Annotated in this window: 9 protein-coding genes; 7 read left to right on the forward strand and 2 right to left on the reverse strand. The window is 40.7% G+C overall.

The genetic code is table 11. The annotated features are described in order from the left end of the window. Nucleotides 1–27: 27 nt before the first annotated feature. Entirely contained in the window at nucleotides 28–15,279 is a 15,252-nt protein-coding gene (locus G6R09_RS09525) for a retention module-containing protein (protein ID WP_163922005.1), read from the reverse strand. A 430-nt stretch (nucleotides 15,280–15,709) separates the two neighbouring features. Here G6R09_RS09525 and G6R09_RS09530 point away from each other — a divergent pair, with 430 nt between their 5' ends. From G6R09_RS09530 to G6R09_RS09560, 7 genes are all read left to right on the forward strand, one after another. Next, complete coding sequence (locus G6R09_RS09530) at nucleotides 15,710–17,104, forward strand: HlyD family type I secretion periplasmic adaptor subunit (protein WP_163922008.1); 1,395 nt, start codon at nucleotides 15,710–15,712, stop codon at nucleotides 17,102–17,104. Nucleotides 17,105–17,108: 4 nt separating this feature from the next. After that, nucleotides 17,109–18,419, forward strand: a complete 1,311-nt coding sequence (locus tag G6R09_RS09535) for a TolC family outer membrane protein (protein WP_163922011.1) — start codon at nucleotides 17,109–17,111, stop codon at nucleotides 18,417–18,419. 11 nt (nucleotides 18,420–18,430) lie between these two features. Beyond that, nucleotides 18,431–19,021: an OmpA family protein gene (locus G6R09_RS09540; RefSeq protein ID WP_163922014.1), complete on the forward strand. Its 591-nt coding sequence runs from the start codon at nucleotides 18,431–18,433 to the stop codon at nucleotides 19,019–19,021. Nucleotides 19,022–19,036: 15 nt separating this feature from the next. Beyond that, on the forward strand, nucleotides 19,037–19,687 hold the full coding sequence (locus G6R09_RS09545) for a transglutaminase-like cysteine peptidase (RefSeq protein ID WP_065168361.1): 651 nt from the start codon (nucleotides 19,037–19,039) through the stop codon (nucleotides 19,685–19,687). Nucleotides 19,688–19,700: 13 nt separating this feature from the next. Next, nucleotides 19,701–21,635: an EAL domain-containing protein gene (locus G6R09_RS09550; protein WP_163922017.1), complete on the forward strand. Its 1,935-nt coding sequence runs from the start codon at nucleotides 19,701–19,703 to the stop codon at nucleotides 21,633–21,635. Further along, complete coding sequence (locus G6R09_RS09555) at nucleotides 21,632–23,755, forward strand: type I secretion system permease/ATPase (RefSeq protein WP_065168359.1); 2,124 nt, start codon at nucleotides 21,632–21,634, stop codon at nucleotides 23,753–23,755. The genes G6R09_RS09550 and G6R09_RS09555 overlap by 4 nt, the downstream gene beginning before the upstream one ends. A gap of 101 nt (nucleotides 23,756–23,856) precedes the next feature. Further along, nucleotides 23,857–24,336, forward strand: coding sequence for an NYN domain-containing protein (locus G6R09_RS09560; RefSeq protein WP_065168358.1), 480 nt, complete (start codon nucleotides 23,857–23,859; stop codon nucleotides 24,334–24,336). 71 nt (nucleotides 24,337–24,407) lie between these two features. Here the strand turns inward: G6R09_RS09560 and G6R09_RS09565 are convergent, their stop codons facing one another. Beyond that, nucleotides 24,408–25,094: a cation transporter gene (locus G6R09_RS09565; protein WP_163922020.1), complete on the reverse strand. Its 687-nt coding sequence runs from the start codon at nucleotides 25,092–25,094 to the stop codon at nucleotides 24,408–24,410. Nucleotides 25,095–25,213 lie beyond the last annotated feature (119 nt).

The following is a 25,213-nucleotide window of genomic DNA, read 5'->3' on the forward strand; positions in this document are numbered from 1 at the left end:
AAGCTGCTCTTTTAGGTTCATTAATCGTTAATGGTTATTATCAACTTGAAACACATTATGATTAAACAACGATGCCACTATATCAGCAGAAGATGCACCATCTATTAAGCCTAAATCGTGTTGTGGGTTGAAATTTTCTAACACAATATGCTGTGACTGCCCTTGAGTACTATTCACTTCAAGATTGAGATTGCCGTTATCATCAACATCAGCACTAACATGTTTCAATAAAACATCCATATCAACAATACTATTATTATCATCAGTCAATAAGTCGTAAAGATTGATTTGATCTTTATCTAATTCAAAATCAGTAATGGTATCTGTATTTTCCACCGCCGAAAGCGATGTTTCATGCCATATGAACACGTCATTACCACTACCGCCGGTTAAAATATCATTACCTTGGCCTGCAGCAAGAATGTCGTTGCCACCGAAACCAAACAAAGATTCACCTTGGTTATCAGCAGTCAAGATATTATCTTGTTGATTACCAAAATTATCACTTAACTCAAGATTACCACTATTAAGTAACGCATCCAATTTATCAGCATTAGTCATACTAGTCGCATTATCACCAAAGAGATCATTATGACTAACACCATCTAATATGATGTTTTGCACAACTTGATGTTGATCGTCAAAAATCTGAATTTCAGTATTGCCTTGTTGCTCTACTATATTTAAACGATTATTCAAATCTTCAACAGATTGAATATCCTGACTATTAAGCGCATCACCAAGATTAATGGTATCAATACCCACTTCAAAATCCATTATAGTGTCTGTCGCTGGCGCATTAGCTGTACCAAAATCGGCTTCAGACCATAAGAAAGTATCTTTAACGCCATCGCCATGGCCATTAAGATCACCTCCCCACAGAATATCATCACCTCGACCGCCAACTAAAATATCAGATGCTAAACCACCGACGAGAATATCATTGCCGTCACCGCCAAATAGGGTTGCTTCAGCGGTACTATCAATCACTAAATTCGCTTGATTCGACGCACTATTCTGACCAATGATATTATTGGTTACACTAAGATCATCAACCACGACATCAATATTAACCGCAGGTGATATTGCTTGAGAACCATCAGATTCAGTCGATACAGCAGCAACGCTGATTGTGTGTGCACCTTGAGTAAGATCTTTAATATAAACATCATTCAGATCTTGCGCAGTAATTTGCCACTCACCATTACCTAAATCGGTACCAATAACATTGCCAGCTTTATCAACAACCTGAGCTGAGCCTAAATCACTAAGTTTGACTGTCAGTGTTTCAGAAGCATCAGCTGACGCTGCAGCAATTAAGCCAATCAAAGGTAACATTGTCCCTAATGAGCTTTGAATCGCAGCGGTTTGAATATGATCAGGACTTAAACTTAAGGACGGCATATCCGCTTTTGGTGTGACGGTAATATTGACTTTATTGGTCGTCGATAGACTACCACCAGAACCGGTATTACCACCATCATTGGTTGTGATGGTCAATTCATCATTGCCACTGAAATTTTCAGCTGCAGTATAGCTCACGCCACTATCAAGTACCGCGTTGATATCTGCCATTGAACCTTTCAGAACCACATTACCGCTGCCATCATCAGTAACTTCAACACCACTATTTGTTGGTAATGTAATCGATAGTGAGCCATGGTTAACCGCTAATGTCACCGACATCGCTTCATTATTGGCAAGCTCATTAAAATCAGTATCGGTAACTTTTATACCTTCCACAACTGTTGCAGTATCTTCACTCGCAGTAATCGTGGTAGGTACATCATTGACCGGTGCATCATTAACTGCCTCGACAGTAATATCAACTGTACTCACATCGGTTAACGCACCACCACTACCGACATTACCGTTATCAGAAGTGGTCATGGTTAGCTGATCGCTACCGTTATAGTTTTGATCGCTACTGTATTCAATCCCCGCATCAAGCAAGGTATTAATTTTATCGATATCACCACTTATCACTAACTTACCGTCACCATTATCAGTGATCGTTAGTCCTTGAGTATCGGTAGCAATAACCGCCAGTTGTCCATGCTCTACGCTTAGCTCAACTGTCATTTGCCCCGATGTACCACCTTCTTTGGCATCAATATCTGCAATGCTCAATCCAGTAATAATATGGCTACTGTCTTCATTAACATCAAATGTTGCTGGTACTGTATTTACAGGCGCATCATTTACCGCATCGACAGTAATATCAACTGTACTCACGTCAGTTAACACGCCACCGCTACCAACATTGCCGTTATCTGATGTAGTCATGGTTAGCTGATCGCTACCATTAAAGTTTTCATCACCAGTATATTTAACACCCGCATCAAGCAAAGTATTAATCTTATCGATATCACCGCTTATCACTAACTTACCATCACCATTATCAGTGATCGTTAGTCCTAGAGTATCGGTGGCAATAATATCCAGTTGTCCATGCTCTACGCTTAGCTCAACTGTCATTTGCCCCGAAGTACCGCTTTCTTTAGCGTCAACATCTGCAATGCTCAAGCCTGTAATAACATGGCTACTATCTTCATTAACATCAAACGGTGCCGGTACAGTATTTACAGGTGCATCGTTAACCGGTGTTACGGTTATATCAATAGTGTCAGTATCGGTTAATGGACCGCCAGCACCTGAATTACCATTATCGTTAGTGGTCATTGTCAGGCTATCTGTACCGTTAAAATCTTTGTCACCGGTATAGTTAATACCATGATCTAAAAGTTGATTAATCAAATTTAAATCACCATTGATAATCAACTTACCATCACCATTATCAGTGATGGTTAAGCCTGATGTATCAACACCCGCAGCAATAGCAAGCTGACCGTGCTCAACACTTAGAGTGACAGTCATATCCATTACTGCATCATGATCGTTGCTATCAACATCGGTAATTTGCAAACCATTTATCACTAGCGTAGCGTCTTCATCAACCGTTAATGGATCTGAAGGTAAATGGTTTACTGGTGCATCATTATCAGGAATAACATCAACATGGATAGTCTTATCAACTGCAACACTGTCGGTACCAACAACACCGTTGTCAACCGCACGAATATCGAGATTTAAATCGCCATTCCAAATAGTGCCGTCAATAACCGTTTGATTATTAGCATCACCCGGATGGAAAATTAACGAATCCAGATCAGAGCCTGTCACTTTAATTATCCATGAACCATCAGCTTGCTTTTCAGCACTGCCATCAACCCCATCAGGTAAGGTAAACGAACTAGAATCAGGTACGTTAGTGATGGTTATTTGTAATGATTCAGCCCCATTTTCATGTACATTTGGACTCGGATTATTAATGGTGTTTTTGTCGTCATAAGCTTTAATACCCAAATCAAGCGTAATCGGATTATTTTCATCACCGGTGACATTGGTTGTAACGTCAGTATCTACTTTATCGGCAACTGGCTGTACATCAATAGTGATGGTTTCACGATTCTCTGCTGGTTTATCCAGTGAGTCTTCTTTTGAATAAACCACAATATCAATATCAACGGTACCGCTGAAATCATGGGGTGGACGCACTTTAATATCACTTAAATCAAAGCTTTCACCAGATGCAGTAATTGTCCATATACCACCACCATTATTGACAGCACCTTCAATAATAAAACCATCGGGCACATTTTCTAATTTCATCGAAACAATATGCTCAGAGCCATCGACATCTTCTAAAGAACCACTGATTCCAGTCAGTGGAATAGCGGTATCTTCATCACCAACAATAGGCGTATCAATACCTTGCCATTTGATTTCGTCATTCACAGCAATTACATCAAAACTAACCGTACTATCAAATGATTTTGTATCAGTGACTGTCGCCCCGCCGGTTTGATCATAAATAGCAGTATCCACCACTGTTGTACTGACATTGATATCGACCTTACCGCTGAAATCAAGTGCAGGCTTGAAATGAATATTATCAAGCTGACTTTGATCAACCGTAATTGACGTGCCTAGCACATTGCCATTAGCATCAATAAATACGCCATTGGTAGTATCAGCTAATGTTAGGGTTACTGACTGTATCGTTTCTTTACCATCAGTCTCTGATGTATCGGTATCTTTTAAACTCATCGAGAGATCGAGTTTAATATCACCATCTTCGTAAGCAATATTGTCGTATACCTGCTCTTGCTTATCATCAGAAGTCGAGATTGGCTGCTTATCAGCGTTTAAGCCATCAGTTTCTACAACCGTAATCGCGACATCTTTAGGCCCATCAACTTGCGGTGCAACTTGCACAGCAATGGTGTCGTTCTTGGTTATGTAATCACCACTTTCAGTATCCGTGGTGACATAGGTAACATCAAACTTAAAATCTCCCGCATAGTCATCAGGAAGATTTAATGTGATGCCTGAAAGATCAACCGTACCATCAGCACCAACAGGCACTTTTAATACGTACTCACCAGTAACGTGGTCAAAATCAGCGCCTGAAATAGTTGCACCCGCTGGTAAATTATCGATGCTTTTGATTACTAAGGTAAAGTCATCGTGAGCTTGATCACCGTTCGCTGTACTGATGGTAACAATGTGATCCATCATTTGCTTACCGAGATCAACACTATTATCTTCAGTGCCCGTTACGATATAGTTATCATTAGCTATGATGTCTGCGGCTTTTTCAGTATGACTTTCAGTATTAGCGCTAAAATCTAACGTGATTGTTCCTTCCTTGTTAACTTTATCACTGACATCACCGTCATCGCTCATATCTTGAACAAGGGCATTAATATTAAGGGTTAACTGACCTTTAAATCCTTCTGGTGCAATTATTTTTAAGTCATCTAGTGATGATTGCGGCACCGTCCAGCTACCATCACCATTATTAATACCACCAATGATCACAAATCCTTCCGGAATAGGATCTAACACAATTTGCGTGATCACTTCTGAACTTGAACTATCATCATTTTGCCAGATAATTTTACCGTCAGATCCAGCATCATTAGATAAATCAATCACACCGTCGCTACCAGAGGCTATCGTAGTCTCTTGTGTACCATTATGATCTATAACTATTGAACCATCAGGCTCAACAACCGCTTTAATATCAACATCCAATGTGCCAGTAATATCTTTGGTTACTGTTTCTTTATTACCGTCGACATCAGTTTGAGATACCGTAACCGTTGAGGTTAACTTTATATCTTGATCTGAATTATGAGGCGCAGTTACGGTTAATTCACCGCCATCAAGTAATGTCTGTAATTGCTGTGCAGTTAACACAACGTTGCCATTAGTGTCTGTAGTCAGTTCTACGCCATTAATAAATAGTTGATAACCTGTCGGTAATCCACCTAAAGCTAACCCCGTAATATGCTCTTGCGGATCAGTCAGCGTTGGTTGCCAATGAACAATGGTTGCTTCGTCTTCGAGTCCTGTCGATATGGTGGTGTAATTATCCGCATCAATTTCAGGTGTGATATGAATAATCAACTCACTGTTAAACTCAGCACTTGCACCATCATTTTCAGTCACCACTGTGCGCACATCTAAACTGATATCTTCAGTACTATTCTGTGGTGGTTTAATAACAATATTGGTTAATGAGTCTAGGTTTACTTGGTAAATAGGCTGACCATTACTGTCTTCACCTGCGTAAACTAAGGTTTGTAGATTACCTTCTGCATCATAAATCTCAGTCCCTTTTGGAATACCTGAAATAACCACACTCAGAGTTTCAGAGCCATCAGTATTACCGTCAGCATTGGTGTGCTCACCAGAGACGACTTTAAAATCAAATTTAGCTTCGCCATCTTCTTTAATCGTGGTTTGTAAACCATCTCGACCATCATCTAATGGTGTCCAATCAGGGTTATCAGAGACAATTTCAGGGTGATCAACCACACCGGTTAACGCAACATCAATGGTTTGAGGACCAATAATTTTTTCACTGGTCTCAGTCGTCACTTGGCCGTTAGCATCTGTCACTTGTGCGACATCACGGACAACACCATTAACCGTAATACTAAAATCAACATTACTGTCTAACGGCGGTTGCATTGATAAACCGCTTAGCTGTTGGTATGAAATCTCATATACGCCATCGCCATTTGGCGTCAGTAGCTGATCATTAAGATACAGCACAGCGCCATCAGGCAATGCCGAAATTTGTAGATATAAAGTCTCAGAACCATCGGTATTATCGTCCAATGATGTCAAGTTAATATGGCTTGATAAATCAATCCGCTGATCTTCATTTGCTTCAACACGCGTGACTTTCAATACCGCATCATCAGCCACAGGACTGACATTAATAATCACAGTTTTAACTTCAGAGTCGGCGGTTTGATGACCATCGACAAAATTATTTTTCTCTTTGCTCTGTGCCTGAATCGTTAACTCAATATCGCCACTGAAATTATCAACCGGATTCACTTCAACTGACGCCATCTGGTTTGCTGTTACCTTATACACACCAGAGCCTGGTGACGTTTCAGTTAATAACTGTCCATCAATTTCTAAAGTACACTTATCTTGATATTCTACTGGTACCGTAATGAAATAGAATAGCCTTTCTGAACCATCAGTGTCTTGTAAATCAGCCACAACATTGAGTAACACGTTATCCTGATCTTCTGAGGTGACATAGTGATCAACAGAACTTGCATTCCAGATTGGTGTATCCGCAATACCTTGCACATCAATAGAGAACTCACCATTCATAACCGGATGATTACCACCATCAGTGGTATTTACTTGTGCAGTTACGTCGAATTTTATTCCAGCAGCTGAGGTTGAATAGTCTGCATCAGGAACAAAAGTCACACCTTGTAAAATAAATTTCACATCTGGTGGATTGGTATTATCAACTGCAAACGCCTCCGGTGGTAAGGTAACACTACCGTCACTATTAACTGTGAGTGGCTGGCCGTTATACATAAACACACCATGTGCTTGTGTTTGCGGTTGAATAGTTACTGTACCAACATGTTCACCACGGTCGTTATCCCCACCATCAATGATCATATTGATTTCAATACCACCACGATTAGGGTCAACGTTATCAGTTGGATCGGTAGAGTGACGACCATCCTCTTCTTCACCGACACTATTTTCAACTTGCAGTATGGCGTCTTTATCGGAAATATCTAAAGTTATAGTGCCAGTTGCAGTATCGCCGTCACCATCGGTTACTTCAAAACCAATTTGTTTAATTAGCTCTTCTTGGGTTTGAGAGATGTTATCTTTGGCTATAAAGTAAGTATCACCATTAGGCTTGATCATCAGCTCACCTAATACTTGCGTACCATCTTTCACTTCATAGATTCGATATTCACCGGATTGTTCTAAGCTAGACAACGCAATATGTTGGCCATCAACAATCAAAGCCGTCACTTCAGCACCATCAGCCCCTGTTGCTGTAATCACATTTTGTTGGGTACTTGAGCTATCTTCTACCGTCGCTAATGTCACATCCTGAACCGATGGAATATCATCTTGAATTGTGACATTCACATTGACACTTCCACTGACATCACCATCGTTATCGATCGCATATACTGGAATATCAATGGTTAATTGATCTTCACCTTGAGTTGGATGATCTATTGTGCCATGCAATTGGAAGATATAACGTCCAGTTGGTAGTAAGTAATAAGTAAATACAACATTACCGTTAGCGATACCTTGGTAAGTACCTTCACTTGATTGCGATAAAATTATTTTATTACCGTGCGAAGTTATGTCATTTTGTTGATTAAACGAGTCAACGTCTACTTTGTAATTAGTGACATAATCACTACCTGAGTTAACAACAATATCGCCAATAGCTGCTTCGCCATCACCCGACGGAGTCGAACCTGAGGCTAAATCACTTTCTTCAACCGTTAATGCAGGTGCAGCAATAATTACTGGATTAGCGCCATCTTCAATAGTTATTTGAGCATTAACATCATTAGTAAGAGGATCACCATCAGTATCATTAACTTGTACTGGTACATCGATAACGATCTTATCGCCATCAACATTTACCCATCCACCATTATCACTACCATTATGGTCAAGTGGAGAGTGTTGGGTAATCGAGACTTTAATATCAACATCATGTCCGTTTGCAGCTTGTGTCGCGGTCACGGCGACTGTAACAACAACGTTTCCGTCAGCAGCACCCGTTAATACACCTGTATTATGATCATAATTAAAACTGATCTTTTCGCCATTAGAGGTTAATTCTGATTGTAACTCATCGATTAATGCCGTCAGCTTAGCGTTATCGATTGTTGCCGAGGCTGGATCAAGACGATCGACACCAGCAGTAACTGCAATATCAGTATTACCTGATACTGGATATCCTTGCTGACCAGGCGCTGGCGTTAAATCACCTTCTGTAATGGTAATTGAGCCAGTTTCACCACCTGTAGCATTTTCACCATCAGTCACAGTAATAACAACTTGTCCTTGCGTACTGTCACCATCATTATCCGTCGCCGTCACACCAAGGTTAATCTTGGCAATATTCTCATTGTTTTGATCAATCGGACCTGTGACTTCAACCGTGTATGAGCCATCTTTAGCAATCGTTACTACCATCACTGGCTTGTTATCGCTATCAAGTACGGTTAATACGTTGCCGTTAACTGTAAATGTGGTCGCGGTGCCATTACTGGTTAAACCTTGAAGGCTTGGCTGGTCAGCATTGAAATCAAGCTGATGAATTGCATCTGAGCCCACATCCAGCGGCACTTCGCCCGTTATAACTTGACCACTTTGGGTGGTTTCATTAATCGTGGTGCCACTGTCAGTACCAAATTCAGGGTTAGCACCATCAACAATAGTGATATCAACATTGGCAGCATTATCTAGCCAATCACCATCGGTATCTTGCGTCTGAATCGGCACATCAATGGTAATTTTATCGTTAACGCTATCAACCAAACCATCGACACCACTGTCAGTATGGTTTAACGGTTTGTCTTGAACAATCGTGACTGTTACGTCGATATCGTGACCGTTCGCAGCTTGAACTGCATCCAATGAGACTGTTACCACTTGCTCACCGTCAGCGGTCACACCAACTAATTGCCCGGTGGCGCTGTCATAACTAAAGCTGATCGCTTGATTATCACCCGTGGTTAACTCTGACTCTAATTCGCTAATTAATTTGGTTAATTGAGTAGGATCGATGGTCACTTTAGTTGGGTCAAGACGATCAGCACCAGCCTTAATCACAATCGTAGTGTTGCCCGATACTGGATAGCCTTGCTCACCTGCCTGAGGGGTTAAATCACCTTCGGTAATAGTAATATCACCGTGCTCATTACCACCCGCATCAGCGCCATCATTAATAGTGATCACTACCTGACCGTTAGCAGTATCGCCATCATTATCCGTCGCTGTCACACCAAGGTTAATCTTGGCAATGTCAGCATCGTTTTGATCAATGGGGCCTGTAACTTCAACCGTGTATGAGCCATCTTTCGCAATCGTTACTACCATCACTGGCTTATTATCGCTATCAACCACGGTTAATACGTTACCGTTAACTGTAAATGTGGTCGCGGTGCCATTACTGGTTAAACCTTGAAGGCTTGGCTGGTCAGCATTGAAATCAAGCTGATGAATTGCATCTGAGCCCACATCCAGCGGCACTTCGCCCGTTATAACTTGACCACTTTGGGTGGTTTCATTAATCGTGGTGCCACTGTCGGTACCAAACTCAGGATTAGCGCCATCAACAATGGTGATATCAACATTGGCAGGGTTATCTAACCAATCACCATCGGTGTCTTGCACCTGAATCGGCACATCAATGGTGATTTTATCGTTAACGCTATCAACCAAACCATCGACACCACTGTCAGTGTGGTTTAATGGTTTGTCTTGAACAATCGTGACTGTGACGTCGATATCGTGTCCGTTCGCCGCTTGGCCTGCATCCAATGAGACTGTTACAACCTGCTCGCCAGTCGCGGTCACACCGACTAATTGCCCGCTGGTGCTGTCATAACTAAAGCTGATCGCTTGATTATCACCGGTGGTTAACTCTGACTCTAATTCGCTAATTAATTGGGTTAATTGAGTAGGATCGATAGTCACTTTGCTTGGGTCTAGACGGTCAGCACCCGCCTTAATCTCAATCGTAGTGTTACCCGATACAGGGTAGCCTTGCTCACCAGCTTGAGGGGTTAAATCACCTTCAGTAATAGTAATATCACCGTGCTCATTACCGCCCGCATCAGCACCATCAGTGACAGTAATAACAACTTGTCCTTGCGTGCTGTCACCATCATTATCCGTCGCCGTCACACCAAGGTTAATCTTGGCAATGTCTGCATCGTTTTGATCAATGGGGCCTGTCACTTCAACCGTGTATGCGCCATCTTTCGCAATCGTTACTACCATCACAGGCTTGTTATCGCTATCAAGTACGGTTAATACGTTGCCGTTAACTGTAAATGTGGTCGCGGTGCCATTACTGGTTAAACCTTGAAGGCTTGGCTGGTCAGCATTGAAATCAAGCTGATGAATTGCATCTGAGCCCACATCCAGCGGCACTTCGCCCGTTATAACTTGACCACTTTGGGTGGTTTCATTAATCGTGGTGCCACTGTCAGTACCAAATTCAGGGTTGGCACCATCAACAATAGTGATATCAACATTGGCAGCATTATCTAGCCAATCACCATCGGTATCTTGCGTCTGAATCGGCACATCAATGGTGATTTTATCGTTAACACTATCAACCAAACCATCGACACCACTATCAGTGTGGTTTAACGGTTTGTCTTGATTAATCGTGACTGTGACGTCGATATCGTGGCCGTTCGCAGCTTGAACTGCATCCAATGAGACCGTCACCACTTGCTCGCCGCCAGCGGTCACACCGACTAATTGCCCGATGGTGCTGTCATAGCTAAAGCTGATCGCTTGATTATCACCCGTGGTTAACTCTGACTCTAATTCGCTAATTAATTTGGTTAATTGAGTAGGATCGATGGTCACTTTAGTTGGGTCAAGACGATCAGCACCAGCCTCAATCACAATCGTAGTGTTACCCGATACAGGGTAGCCTTGCTCACCAGCCTGAGGGGTTAAATCACCTTCGGTAATGGTAATATCACCGTGCTCATTACCGCCCGCATCAGCGCCATCATTAATAGTGATCACTACCTGGCCGTTAGCAGCATCGCCATCATTATCCGTCGCCGTCACACCTAGGTTAATCTTGGCAATATTCTCATTGTTTTGATCAATCGGACCTGTGACTTCAACCGTGTATGAGCCATCTTTAGCAATCGTTACTACCATCACTGGCTTGTTATCGCTATCAAGTACGGTTAATACGTTGCCGTTAACTGTAAATGTGGTCGCGGCACCATTACTGGTTAAACCTTGAAGGCTTGGCTGGTCAGCATTGAAATCAAGCTGATGAATTGCATCTGAACCCAAATCGAGCGGCACTTCGCCGGTAATAACCGTACCGCTTTGGGTGGTTTCATTAATCGTGGTGCCACTGTCAGTACCAAATTCAGGGTTGGCACCATCAACAATAGTGATATCAACATTGGCAGGGTTATCTAGCCAATCACCATCGGTATCTTGCGCCTGAATCGGCACATCAAGGGTGATTTTATCGTTAACGCTATCAACCAAACCATCGACACCACTGTCAGTGTGGTTTAATGGTTTGTCTTGAACAATCGTCACTGTGACGTCGATATCGTGACCGTTCGCCGCTTGAACTGCATCCAATGAGACCGTCACCACTTGCTCGCCGCCAGCGGTCACACCGACTAATTGCCCGCTGGTGCTGTCATAGCTAAAGCTGATCGCTTGATTATCACCCGTGGTTAACTCTGACTCTAATTCGCTAATTAATTTGGTTAATTGAACTGGGTCGATGGTCACTTTAGTTGGGTCTAGACGGTCAGCGCCCGCCTTAATCTCAATTGTAGTGTTACCCGATACAGGGTAGCCTTGCTCACCAGCCTGAGGGGTTAAATCACCTTCGGTAATGATGATATCACCGTGCTCATTACCGCCCGCATCAGCACCATCATTAATAGTGATCACTACCTGGCCGTTAGCGGTATCGCCATCATTATCCGTCGCCGTCACACCAAGGTTAATCTTGGCAATATTCTCATTGTTTTGATCAATTGGACCTGTGACTTCAACCGTGTATGAGCCATCTTTAGCAATCGTTACTACCATCACTGGCTTATTATCGCTATCAACCACGGTTAATACGTTACCGTTAACCGTAAATGTGGTCGCGGCACCATTACTGGTTAGGTTGGCTAAATCCGGTTGGTCGGCATTGAAATCAAGCTGATGGATCGCATCTGAGCCCACATCGAGAGGCACTTCGCCGGTAATAACTTGACCACTTTGGGTGGTTTCATTAATCGTGGTGCCACTGTCGGTACCAAACTCAGGATTAGCACCATCAACAATGGTGATATCAACATTGGCAGGCTTTTGTAGCCAATCACCATCGGTATCTTGCACCTGAATCGGCACATCAATGGTGATTTTATCGTTAACGCTATCAACCAAACCATCGACACCACTGTCGGTGTGGTTTAACGGTTTGTCTTGATTAATCGTCACTGTGACGTCGATATCGTGACCGTTCGCCGCTTGGACAGCATCCAATGATACCGTCACCACTTGCTCGCCGTCAGCGGTCACACCGACTAATTSTCCGGTGGCGCTGTCATAGCTAAAGCTGATCGCTTGATTATCAGCGGTGGTTAACTCAGATGATAATTCATCAATTAATTGGGTTAATTGAGTAGGATCGATAGCCACAGTCTCAGGATTGAGACGATCGGCACCTGCCTCAATCACTATCGTGGTGTTGCCCGATACAGGGTAGCCTTGTTCTCCAGCCTGAGGGGTTAAATCACCTTCGGTAATGGTAATTTCACCGTGCTCATTACCGCCCGCATTCGCGCCATCAGTGACAGTAATAACAACTTGTCCTTGCGTGCTGTCACCATCATTATCCGTCGCCGTCACACCAAGGTTAATCTTGGCAATGTCTGCATCGTTTTGATCAATGGAACCTGTCACTTCAACCGTGTATGCGCCATCTTTCGCAATCGTTACTACCATCACAGGCTTGTTATCGCTATCAAGCACGGTTAATACGTTACCGTTAACTGTAAATGTGGTCGCTGCACCATTACTGGTTAGGTTGGCTAAATCCGGTTGATCAGCATTGAAATCAAGCTGATGAATTGCATCTGAACCCACATCCAGCGGCACTTCGCCGGTAATAACCGTACCGCTTTGGGTGGTTTCATTAATCGTGGTGCCACTGTCAGTACCAAATTCAGGGTTGGCACCATCAACAATAGTGATATCAACATTGGCAGCATTATCTAGCCAATCACCATCGGTATCTTGCACCTGAATCGGCACATCAATGGTAATTTTATCGTTAACACTATCAACCAAACCATCAACACCACTGTCGGTATGGTTTAACGGTTTGTCTTGAACAATCGTGACTGTGACGTCGATATCGTGACCGTTCGCCGCTTGAACTGCATCCAATGAGACCGTCACCACTTGCTCACCGTCAGCGGTCACACCGACTAATTGCCCGGTGGCGCTGTCATAGCTAAAGCTGATCGCTTGATTATCACCCGTGGTTAACTCTGACTCTAATTCGTTAATTAATTGGGTTAATTGAGTAGGATCGATGGTCACTTTGCTTGGGTCTAGACGGTCAGCACCCGCCTTAATCTCAATCGTAGTGTTACCCGATACAGGGTAGCCTTGCTCACCAGCCTGAGGGGTTAAATCACCTTCGGTAATGGTAATATCACCGTGCTCATTACCGCCCGCATCAGCGCCATCATTAATAGTGATCACTACCTGGCCGTTAGCAGTATCGCCATCATTATCCGTCGCCGTCACACCTAGGTTAATCTTGGCAATGTCAGCATCGTTTTGATCAATGGGGCCTGTGACTTCAACCGTGTATGAGCCATCTTTCGCAATCGTTACGACCATCACTGGCTTATTATCGCTATCAACCACGGTTAATACATTGCCGTTAACTGTAAATGTGGTTGCGGTACCATTACTGGTTAGGTTGGCTAAATCCGGTTGGTCGGCATTGAAATCAAGCTGATGAATTGCATCTGAACCCACATCCAGCGGCACTTCGCCGGTAATAACCGTACCGCTTTGGGTGGTTTCATTAATCGTGGTGCCACTGTCAGTACCAAATTCAGGGTTAGCGCCATCTTCAATGGTGATATCGACATTGATTGGTTTATCAAGTGAGTTACCATTTGAATCAGCTCCCTGAATGGCAACATCAATCGTGATGCTATCACCGTTATGAGAGACTAAACCGCCATTAGTTTCTGCAATATGATCAATGGGCTGATTAATTGTAGTAGTCACATTAACAGTGACATCACGACCATTTATTGATGATGCTTCAAGGGTAATAGACATAACTGTCGTACCGTCGAGAGTACCAATAATTGTATTTGTCCCAGTATCGTAAACAAAGCTAACCGCTTTGCCACCAGAAGATATGTCGCTATTTAATTCAGAAAGTAATGCATTAATAGAGAGAGGATCAAAAACAAAAGAGCTACTTTCTAGTGGTAATGTTGCTGCGTCAATAATAATGGATGTTGATGTTTCTACAGGATAGCCCTGTTCGCCAGGTTGGGGTGTTAGATCACCTTCAACAACAACCATTGAGCCTAACTCGCCACCATCTGCCGCAAGAATTATATTCGGATCAATTGCTTGAACGGCGCGTTGAGGATTATAAGCAGTATCAAAACCGGCCTCTGCTAATACAGCATCATTATCATAATTAATAGTGATAAAACTTGCCGTTGCAGAGGAGCCATTTAATCCCACATTGCCGGCTGCTGTTGCATTACCTGCAGCAGGTGCTTCAAATAATGTTGTCGGATCTTGCCCAGCTAAGATTGCATTTTGAAGTGATTCAATGTCATCTGCAGAAAAAGATATATCGGCTTTAGCATCGCCATTAAAGGAAATACTATTATCTAGTTCAATCGTTTCGATCCCTGAGGGGGTTAAGATTGAACAACTAGGACAAGGGAAATTAACCACTTGCTCTACGCCATCTTTTATAAAAATAAATTTAGCATCACGATTAGTAACGATAACTTCGTTACCTTGCAACGTATGAGTATCTACTAAAGGTATAGGCATTTGATTTGGCTGAAGAATAAAACTTTCACCATCAACAAGCTTAAAATCTTCAACTTTATTATTATCATTATTAACCATGAAATCGCCCAACCTTTAAATTCTTCAATAGCATAATAGCTAAACTGGATAAGTTAACACCATCACGACTGTATAGATTATAACCCACAAATTATCACTAATTGTTCAGTTTGCTCAATCAATCATAGACTTATTATATACGTAAAGGTTAAAAATAACTTTACGTCAATACTTTAGGAGCTTATCATTAGTTTTAATTATAAACAAACAACAACTTAACATATAGTCATGAATAATATGTAGAATTAGAATCATTCACCGAAATCATGACTAATAAAAAAAACAATATCCCTTAGAGTTATTTATATTTACAATAATAATATTTTATATGCAAAGTGGTCGGGCTAATTATTACAACTAAAACATTGTTTTTTTAACAATAATGCTAACATTTCCATAGGCCGTTATTTCTCGATACATAGGTTTTTATATGAGTAAAAAGACCACCTCGATATCAACCGATGATCTCGATTTTATTGATGATAAATCAGCAGCATTACTGCTTAACACTCCCAAAAGTGCCAGAATTATTTTATGGGTAATGGTGCTATTTCTCTTTATCGCATTTATTTGGGCTTATTTTGCAAAACTCGATAAAGTCACTACCGGTTCAGGAAAAGTGATTCCATCATCTCAGTTACAAGTCGTACAAAACCTTGAAGGCGGGATTGTAAAGCAAGTTTTAGTGAAAGAAGGCCAGCAAGTAAAAAAGGGACAGACACTATTACTTATTGATGACACTCAATTTAAATCAGATTTTAAAGAGAAGAACCAAAGTCTTGCATCAACCCAAGCAGATGCATTACGTCTTAATGCATTACTTGCTAGCGTGACTGTAAATAGAACCCCAAACAATAAAGAATGGCGTAAGAGTGTGAATGTCAAAAGTCTACCCCCGACATTTACGGCTGAATTTCAACAACAACATCCACAATTGGTTCATCGGCAACTAAACCAATTTACGGGTAAATTAAACAATTTAGAAAACCAACTTTCTGTCGCTTCACAACAGGCATCACAAAAAGAAAGAGAACTAACAGAAACTCAATCACGAGTAACAAATATTCGTAGCAGTTATAACATTGCATTAAAAGAATACAATATAACCAAGCCGTTAGCAGAAGAAGGTGTCGTACCTCGCATTGAGTTACTGAAGTTACAACGGGCACTTAATGACACTAAGCGGGATTTAAACTCAGCTAAACTTCAAATTCCTGTGACTCAAGCAGCGATTCAAGAAGCAGGGTTTAAATATATTGATATAGCTTTGCAATTCCGTTCAGAAATTCAAGCTAAACTGAATGAAACCAGTGATAAATTATCCAGTATGACAGAAACACAAGTGGGCCTAAAAGATCGAGTGAAACGTACGACGGTGGTATCTCCGGTTAATGGCACAGTCCAAACTATTTATGTCAATACTGTAGGCGGTGTTATACAGCCAGGTATGCCATTAGTAGAAATTGTCCCTACAGAAGACACACTATTGATTGAGGCTAAAATTGCTCCTCAAGATATCGGCTTTTTGCGTCCTGGATTACCAACAATTATAAAATTTAGCGCCTATGATTTTACTAATTATGGGGGGCTAAAAGGCACGTTAGAAACAATAAGTGCTGATACGATCCAAGATAAAGAAGGCAATAGCTTCTATCAAGTAAAGATTCGTACCGATGCAAGTAGCCTTAAAGGTCCTAATGGCGAAGCATTACCTATCATTCCAGGAATGACAGCATCAGCAGATATTATTACAGGCAAACGTTCTGTATTGGATTATCTATTGAAACCTGTCCTCAGAGCGCGTCAAACGGCGTTAAGAGAATAAAATAATGACCAAAAAACATGTTTTAAAAAAAATCACATTATTGATTGGCCTTCAATGTTTGGCAACGCCTGTAATGGCACAATCTCTAGAACAAGCAATTGCAGAAACATTATCAACCAACCCCGATATCAAAAGTGCTTATAATGAGTTTCAAAGTAAGCATCAATTAATCAATGCCGCTCAAGGTGACTATTTACCCTCTGTCGATCTAGAAGCTGGTATCGGCCATGATGATTACAGCAATAGTAATTTAAAAGGCCAGTACCGTCCTCAAACTGCCAAAATTAATATTCGACAGTTAATTTGGGATGGTTCTATTACCTATAACGATATTCAACGTAATAAGTCAGAAACAGAAGCACAACGCTATCAGCTATTATCTGATGCGCAAGATAAAGCACTAAAAGCAACCGAAGCCTATCTTAATGTGCTTCACGCGCAGGATGTACTTACTCTGTCTAAATCTAACCTTAAAGTGCATCAAAAAATGTACGTTGATATTAAAAAACGTGCTGATGCTGGGATTGGCTCGACAGCGGATTTAGCGCAAGTTGATGGTCGTTTAGCTAGCTCTAATACCAATTTATTAGCAGCAGAAAGTAATCTTCAAGATAAGATCACCGCATTTGTACGTATTGTTGGTACTTACCCAACCGATCTTGTAAAGCCAGAAGTTGATGCTAATTATCTCGCAACGTCGTTAGATGATGCACTTACTAAAGCTGAAAAAAATAACCCGGTGGTTTATATCGCATCTAATGATATCAATGCTGCTGAGTATCAATACAAGCAAGCTAAAGGTACCTTCTATCCTTCTTTTAGTATTGAAGCCTCACAAGAATGGGGAGAAGATCTAAACGGCTCACCGGGCGACACTGATGAGCTTAAAGCAATGCTAAAAATGCGCTATAACCTGTTTAACGGTGGCAGCGATGTTGCAAAATCACGTCGAGCGGCTTACCAAATCAATAAATCCAAAGATATTCGTGATCGCGCTCATCGTATGTTAGAAGAAGGCACTCGCCTTTCTTGGAGTGCATTAACGTTATCGAAAAAGCAAAAATTATTCTTACAAGAACATGTTGATGCTTCAGCGCGTACTGTTATTGCTTATGAGAAACAATTCAAGATTGGTCAACGCTCTTTATTAGATGTGTTAAACACTGAAAATGAATTATTTGAAGCACGTAAAGCCTATTTAACCGCTGAATATGATGGCATTTTAGCTAAATACCGCGTGCTAAATGCTACAGGACTTATCCTCAGTGAAATGCGGGTTGAAATACCTCAATCTTGGGCACAGTCGGTTAAATAAAGGAACATAATATGAAATATATCATTACGGGTTTACTGGCTCTAACACTCTTTGGCTGCTCTCTTTCAGTGCCTCAACCTCCTGTTGCCAAACAAACCAAAAATCTGTTTGATAACGACAGCGATGGCGTTATTAATCAGCGAGATCATTGCCCTAAAACACCGCTTGATGCCGTGGTTGATAATGATGGTTGCCCTACTTATGTTGATAGCTCAGAAGAAAATAGCATTCATGTTCTATTTGCTAATGACTCCTCAGTGGTAGCAGAAAGTTACATGCAAAATATCAAACAAATGAGTGCGTTCTTAGCAAAATACCCTAAAACACACATTGAACTAAAAGGTTATGCAAGTCCGGTTGGCAATGCCAATTATAATGTTGCCTTATCACAACGCCGCGCAATTGCGATTCGCCAAGCGTTAATCAATGATGGTGTTGCAGCATCTAGAATAAAAACCGTGGGCTTTGGCGACAGCGATCCTGTTAAAGCAAATAATATCGAGCAAACAAATACGCTAAGCCGCCGAGTTATTGCACAAGTTGTTGGTTATCAAGGTAATGTTGTGAAAGAATGGACTGTATATACTGTCCGTAAAAACTAAACAGATAATTACCCGTTGAAGAAAATAATTTTTTGGCTACTGTGTTGTTTAATTACACTAAATGCATATGCTGCGAGTAAGCAGCATATCGATAAAATAACGCAATTTTATGGTGAGCGCGCGGGTATGCGAGCAATCGCATGGCGCGCACTCATCAAAAATTCACAACATTTGACAACTCAACAAAAACTCAACGCTGTTAATGATTTTTTTAACCAATTTGTTTTTATTAGCGATCAAAAACTATGGGGGCAAGAAGATTATTGGGCAACACCTTACGAATTTGTTGGTGTTGGTGCTGGGGATTGTGAGGATTTTAGTATAGCTAAATATCAAGCTCTACTTGAACTAGGCATTGATGATAATAAGCTCAGATTAGTGTACGTAAAAGCACTTGAGCTTAATCAATTCCACATGGTAGTCGCCTATTATCCAACGCCATCAGCCGTTCCTCTGATTTTAGATAACCTTAAAGGGACGCTATCACCAGCAACTGAACGTAATGATTTATTACCAATCTACAGCTTTAATGGTAGTAAATTATGGCTCGCAAAGCAGAAAGGTCAAGGTCAAGTGGCTGGTAACGCTTCTCGCTTAAGCCTTTGGAATGATCTACGTCATCGTTCGCAACATACAAAACTTAACCAACCACGAAACATTTTTTAATGAGTAAATTACAATGACTCTTTACCGACAACTGCTACTGTGGATGCTAGTGGTATTATTCTTACTGACCAGTACTGTCTTTGCGATTCAATTTAATACCACTAAAAGCTATTTAATTGAACAACAATCAACAGAGCTCAATAATGTTGTCAGCTCAGTTGGGTTTGCATTATCTCCATATCTAAAAGCCAATGATTTTATTGCTGCCGAATCGGTCATCAATGCAACCTTTGATTCGGGTTATTACAGTAAAGTAAAATTAACTTTATTAGATTCAAACAAAGAAATCATTCGCCAATACCCACAAATAATAAAAAATGTGCCTAATTGGTTTCAATCCGTTGTTCATATCGATGCTATTACACAAACTAGAACATTAGCCAATGGCTGGTTACAACTTGCGGAGTTTACGGTAACAAGTAGCCCTGCATCTGCATATATTCAATTATGGAAAGCGACAATTCAGCTTGTTCTTGGTTTTATTGCTTGTCTATTTTTAGGTGCAATTGTGTTATCACTTGTACTCAATAAAGTGCTAAAGCCTTTAAAACAAATTCAAAAAAGTGCTCAGGAAATGGCTAATAACCATTTTACGGCACCGTTACCAACCCCATATACTCGCGAGTTAATTGATGTAGTCACTGCTTTCAACTCAATGAATATTCAGTTACAACAGCACTTTGAACAACAAGCTCAAGAAGCAGATACCTTACGCATTCGTGCTTATCAAGATCCCGTATCAGGATTAGCTAACCGCAGCTATTTAATGACCAAACTACACTCCTGGTTAGCCAACAAACCGACTGGCGGCATTATTTTATTGAAGTCTGATGCGATTGAAGATAGTTACCAACAAGCAGGTTATGAATTAGGCGATCCTTTAGTGCTAAAATTAGCAGATCGTTTAAAGGAACTTTCTGCCGATGACATTACTATCGCACGTTTAAACCAGTCTGAATTCATGCTTATTGCACCAAACGTTTCTGAAGAAGATCTTACCGACACTGCCCGTGTCATGCTATCTATGACATCAGAATTAAATCTTGATCCACTCGGCATTGCTCCCCTTCAAGCCGCAGTTGGCATTGTTATGTGTTCTGAAACATTAACGATAACAGCGCTACTTGCACATGCTGACAACGCCCTAAATAAAGCCCGCCAACAAATAAAAGAACCACTGGCTTTATTAGAAGTGAGTGCCAATAAAACAATACCCGCAATCGGTAAACAACAATGGAATGCATTGGTCGATGAAGCAATTGCGAATAATTTAATCCATTTCACTTTTCAAAAAGCCATTGATGCTAACAATGCAATTATTCATAAAGAAATGTTTGCATACATCAAAAAAGGCCAACAAAAATTTAATGCTGGTCAATTTTTGTCTGCTTTAGAAAAACTCAATGATGGCGCCAAATTTGATCGCTATATCATTGACACTATTTTTAATAAGTTCACCAAACAAACCAAAGCGGTTCCTGTCGCAATAAATATTACTCAAAGTAGTATTAATGATACGGGCTTTATTCGTTGGCTTAACAATAAACTGCAATCATGCCCACAAATGAAACAACATATTTTATTTGAGTTGCCAGAAATTTGTTTTATTAAAAATATAGATAACACCCGTTTACTATGCGAAATCATTCGTCAAAATGGATTTCAATTTGGTATCGATAATTATGGCCACAATTTCAGTTCAACTGGATATCTCAACCAATTACGGCCTCACTATGTGAAGCTTGATTTTGCTTACACGTCACAATTAGATGATCAAGTAAAAATGGATGTTTTAGAATCAATAACGCGCAGTGCTAATAACCTTGCTGTAATGACCATTGCTTCTCGCGTAGAAACTATTGAACAAAAACAAAAACTTACATCACTAAAAGTTCAAGGTTTCCAAGGCTATGTTACTGAAGAGTTAGTTAATGGAGAGCTAAAATGAAAGATCCATTACTACAATCATTGACTTATATTAGTCGCTTTTATGGTCAAGCAAATTCACCCGATGCATTAATTGCCGATCTGCCACTTACCGATGGATTACTGACGCCTTATTTATTGCCTCGAGCAGCAGAAAAAGCAGGTCTTCAGGCTAAACAGACACAGTTAGCCTTAACGAAATTATCACCGCTATTATTTCCTGTGATTGCGATCCTAAAAGGTGGTGATGCCTGCGTGGTACTCAGTCTTGATAAAGAAAAAGGTCAGGCTGAAGTTGTACTACCGCAAACAGATAGCTCTGAACAATGGATCAATATCGATGAATTAAATGCGCAATACACAGGTCATTTATTTCTAATCAAAAAACGGTTTCGCTATGATGATCGTTCTCCTGAAATATTAAAAAACCGTGATGGTCATTGGTTCTGGAGTACGTTATGGGAATCACGCAGTATTTATCGTGATGTCTTTATTGCTTCTATTTTAATTAACATGTTTGCTATTGCTGCGCCGTTATTTACCCGTTTAGTCTACGATAAGATTGTTCCTAATCTTGCCTTTGATTCATTGTGGGTATTGGCTATCGGTATTACTATCATTTTTATTTTTGATTTTGCTTTAAAAATATTACGTAGTTATTTCATCGATTTAGCGGGTAAAAAATCAGATCTTCTTATTTCAGCGAAGATATACAGCAAAGTAATGGGAATTCGAATGGAAGCTAAGCCTGCTTCTGTTGGTGCCTTTGCTCGTCATTTACAAGAATTTGAATCGATTCGAGAGTTTTTCACATCAGCCACTGTTTCATCATTAATTGATTTACCGTTTGCATTATTGTTCTTATTTATCATTTATATAATGGCAGGTCCGCTGGCTTTAGTACCACTAATTGCGGTATTAATTTTAGTTATTTATAGCTACCTTATTCAACGACCACTACGCCGCACCATTGAAGAAGGATCTCGGCTAGCATCTCAAAAGCATGCTAACTTGATTGAAAGTCTATCAGGGCTAGAAACTATAAAAATGTTTGGTGCTCAGAGTCAATTTCAATATCGCTGGGAAGAAGCTGTTACCCATATTTCAAATTGGGGACTAAAATCGCGTCGCTTAACAGATTCAGTTCAAAATACTGCCGGATTTTTGCAGCAATTTGTCTCTGTTGCGATGATCGTTGTCGGGGTTTATTTAATTGCCAATGGTGATTTAACCATGGGGGGATTAATTGCCTCAACGATGCTAAGTGGACGTGCAGTAGGGCCAATGGTACAACTTGCATTACTATCAACACGTTACAACCAAGCTAAATCTGCAATGACCATTATTGAGCAATTAATGGCGATGCCTCTCGAGCAAGAAGACGGTAAACGTTATATTCATCGTCCCATTATTCGTGGCAAAATAGAGTTTGATAATGTTACCTTTTCTTACCCTAATGCAACCCAAGCTGCATTAAAGAATGTTAGCTTTACCATTAACCCTGGTGAAAAAGTGGCTATTATTGGCCGTATTGGTTCAGGTAAAACCAGTGTTGAGCGTATATTAATGGGTCTATATCAACCACAACAAGGCTCCGTTCGTATTGATGATACTGATATCAATCAACTGCACCATATCGATATTCGTCGTAATATCGGTTGTGTACCGCAAGATATCACCCTATTTTTTGGCTCTATTCGCGATAATATTATACTTGGTCGTCCCCTAGCGACTGACAAAGAAATTTTACAAGCGGCTGAACGCGCGGGTGTGACTGCATTTACTCAACATGATGCAGCAGGTTTAGAAAAACAAATCGGAGAAGGCGGGCATGCACTCTCCGGCGGTCAGCGCCAAGCAATCGCGATTGCACGCGCATTTCTTAGCCAACCACCAGTTGTGATTATGGATGAGCCAACCAGTAGTATGGATAACCGCTCAGAAATGTATATAAAGCAGCAGCTTCATAAAATGACCAACGAAGAAACGCTGATTTTAATCACCCATAAAACAGGAATGCTTGATGTGGTTGATCGGTTGATCGTTATGGAACATGGCCATATTGTTGCTGATGGGCCAAAAGATCAGGTATTACGAACATTACGTAACGGTAATATTAATCAACAACCAACAAATAAATAATGGTTGTGATAGCACTCATTATTATTTAGCGAATAATAGTTGTAATATATCGCCAGTTTGTCCACCATAACAAACTGGCAAGTTAATTATTTAGGATTCTCGTGGAAAAAGTTGCTATTTTTGTCGATGTCCAAAACATCTATTATACCGTCAAAGAAAAGTACCATTGTAATTTCGATTACAATGCTTTTTGGGCAGAAGTATCGCAAGGGCGTCAAATTATTGCGGCTTATGCTTATGCTATTCATAAAGGCGATGAAAAACAGCGACAATTTCAAAATATCCTACGCGGCATTGGCTTTGAGGTTAAATTAAAGCCCTTTATTCAACGTAGTGATGGCTCTGCAAAGGGTGACTGGGATGTCGGTATTACGATTGATGTATTAGAACATGCAGCAGATGTTGATCGGATTATTTTATTGTCTGGTGACGGCGATTTTGATTTATTGGTTGATAAAGTACAAACCAAATATAATGCCGTTGTTGAAGTCTATGGCGTTCCGGGATTAACCGCAACCTCATTAATGAATACTGCAAAATATTATCGTGAGATTGAAAATACTTTACTGCTTGGACGTTAGTTTTTTTGAACAGTAGTATTACTAAAAAGGCCAACAATATATTGTTGGCCTTTTTATGTATGATATGATGTTTATTTTATATTCTGAGCGTGAACAAGACCGCTATGACTATAAATACCCATCAGTTCACTTGCTGCTTGGCGTACCATTTTCACAGGAACAATAATGAAATAGATAGACGCTAGAATCACCATTGTTGGATCTGCATAAACAGCCAAATGTGCATATTGGGTCATCATCAAAATTTTTGCAACAACAAAGCCCATTAATACAGAGGCACTGATAACAGTATCCATTACCCACTGCTTAGCTTCGGCGTCTGCTAATGCTGATGAGATATTTTTACTTTTGGCTTTGATATAACGATAAGTACCATAACAACCAACAACACTAATCATACCAAAGGCTAAAGCAACACCCGCATTAATATCGCGCCCGCCCGCTAAAACGGCTTCAACAGCGGAATAAAATGACCAAATACACATTAAAGCAATCACTGAGCCTTTAATAGCAATAACTGCTGGTGCTATCATTGCGACTTGCGAACTATCTTTATTTATTTCAGGTTTATGAAGATAATGCGCGGCACCCAGAGATAACATCGTTAATGCCAAACTCACTAAAGAATATGCACCATCAAAAATAATCACTAAAGAACCCACTAGTGATCCAAGTACAATCCCCAAAATAGCAAAAGTAAACGATGACACGGTAGACAACAGGAGTAAACCGCGCTCTTGTTGCATTGAACTAGACATATAGGCCTCAATCGACAAATTTTTCGTCGTTTTTTTGTTTAATTATGAATCTAATGAGATAATACAACCTCTTCTATTAATACTATAATCACTGAGCGTCGATTTTATCGTCGCTTAAA

This window comes from Photobacterium sp. Alg240-V54, from assembly GCF_900537155.1.
Taxonomy (GTDB): Bacteria; Pseudomonadota; Gammaproteobacteria; order Enterobacterales; family Vibrionaceae; genus Photobacterium.

Coding starts and splice junctions, on each gene's coding strand:
- G6R09_RS09530 (WP_163922008.1), top strand. CDS start 15,710: ATGAGTAAAAAGACCACCTCGATATCAACCGATGATCTCGATTTTATT.
- G6R09_RS09565 (WP_163922020.1), bottom strand. CDS start 25,094: ATGTCTAGTTCAATGCAACAAGAGCGCGGTTTACTCCTGTTGTCTACC.
- G6R09_RS09555 (WP_065168359.1), top strand. CDS start 21,632: ATGAAAGATCCATTACTACAATCATTGACTTATATTAGTCGCTTTTAT.
- G6R09_RS09535 (WP_163922011.1), top strand. CDS start 17,109: ATGACCAAAAAACATGTTTTAAAAAAAATCACATTATTGATTGGCCTT.
- G6R09_RS09540 (WP_163922014.1), top strand. CDS start 18,431: ATGAAATATATCATTACGGGTTTACTGGCTCTAACACTCTTTGGCTGC.
- G6R09_RS09550 (WP_163922017.1), top strand. CDS start 19,701: ATGACTCTTTACCGACAACTGCTACTGTGGATGCTAGTGGTATTATTC.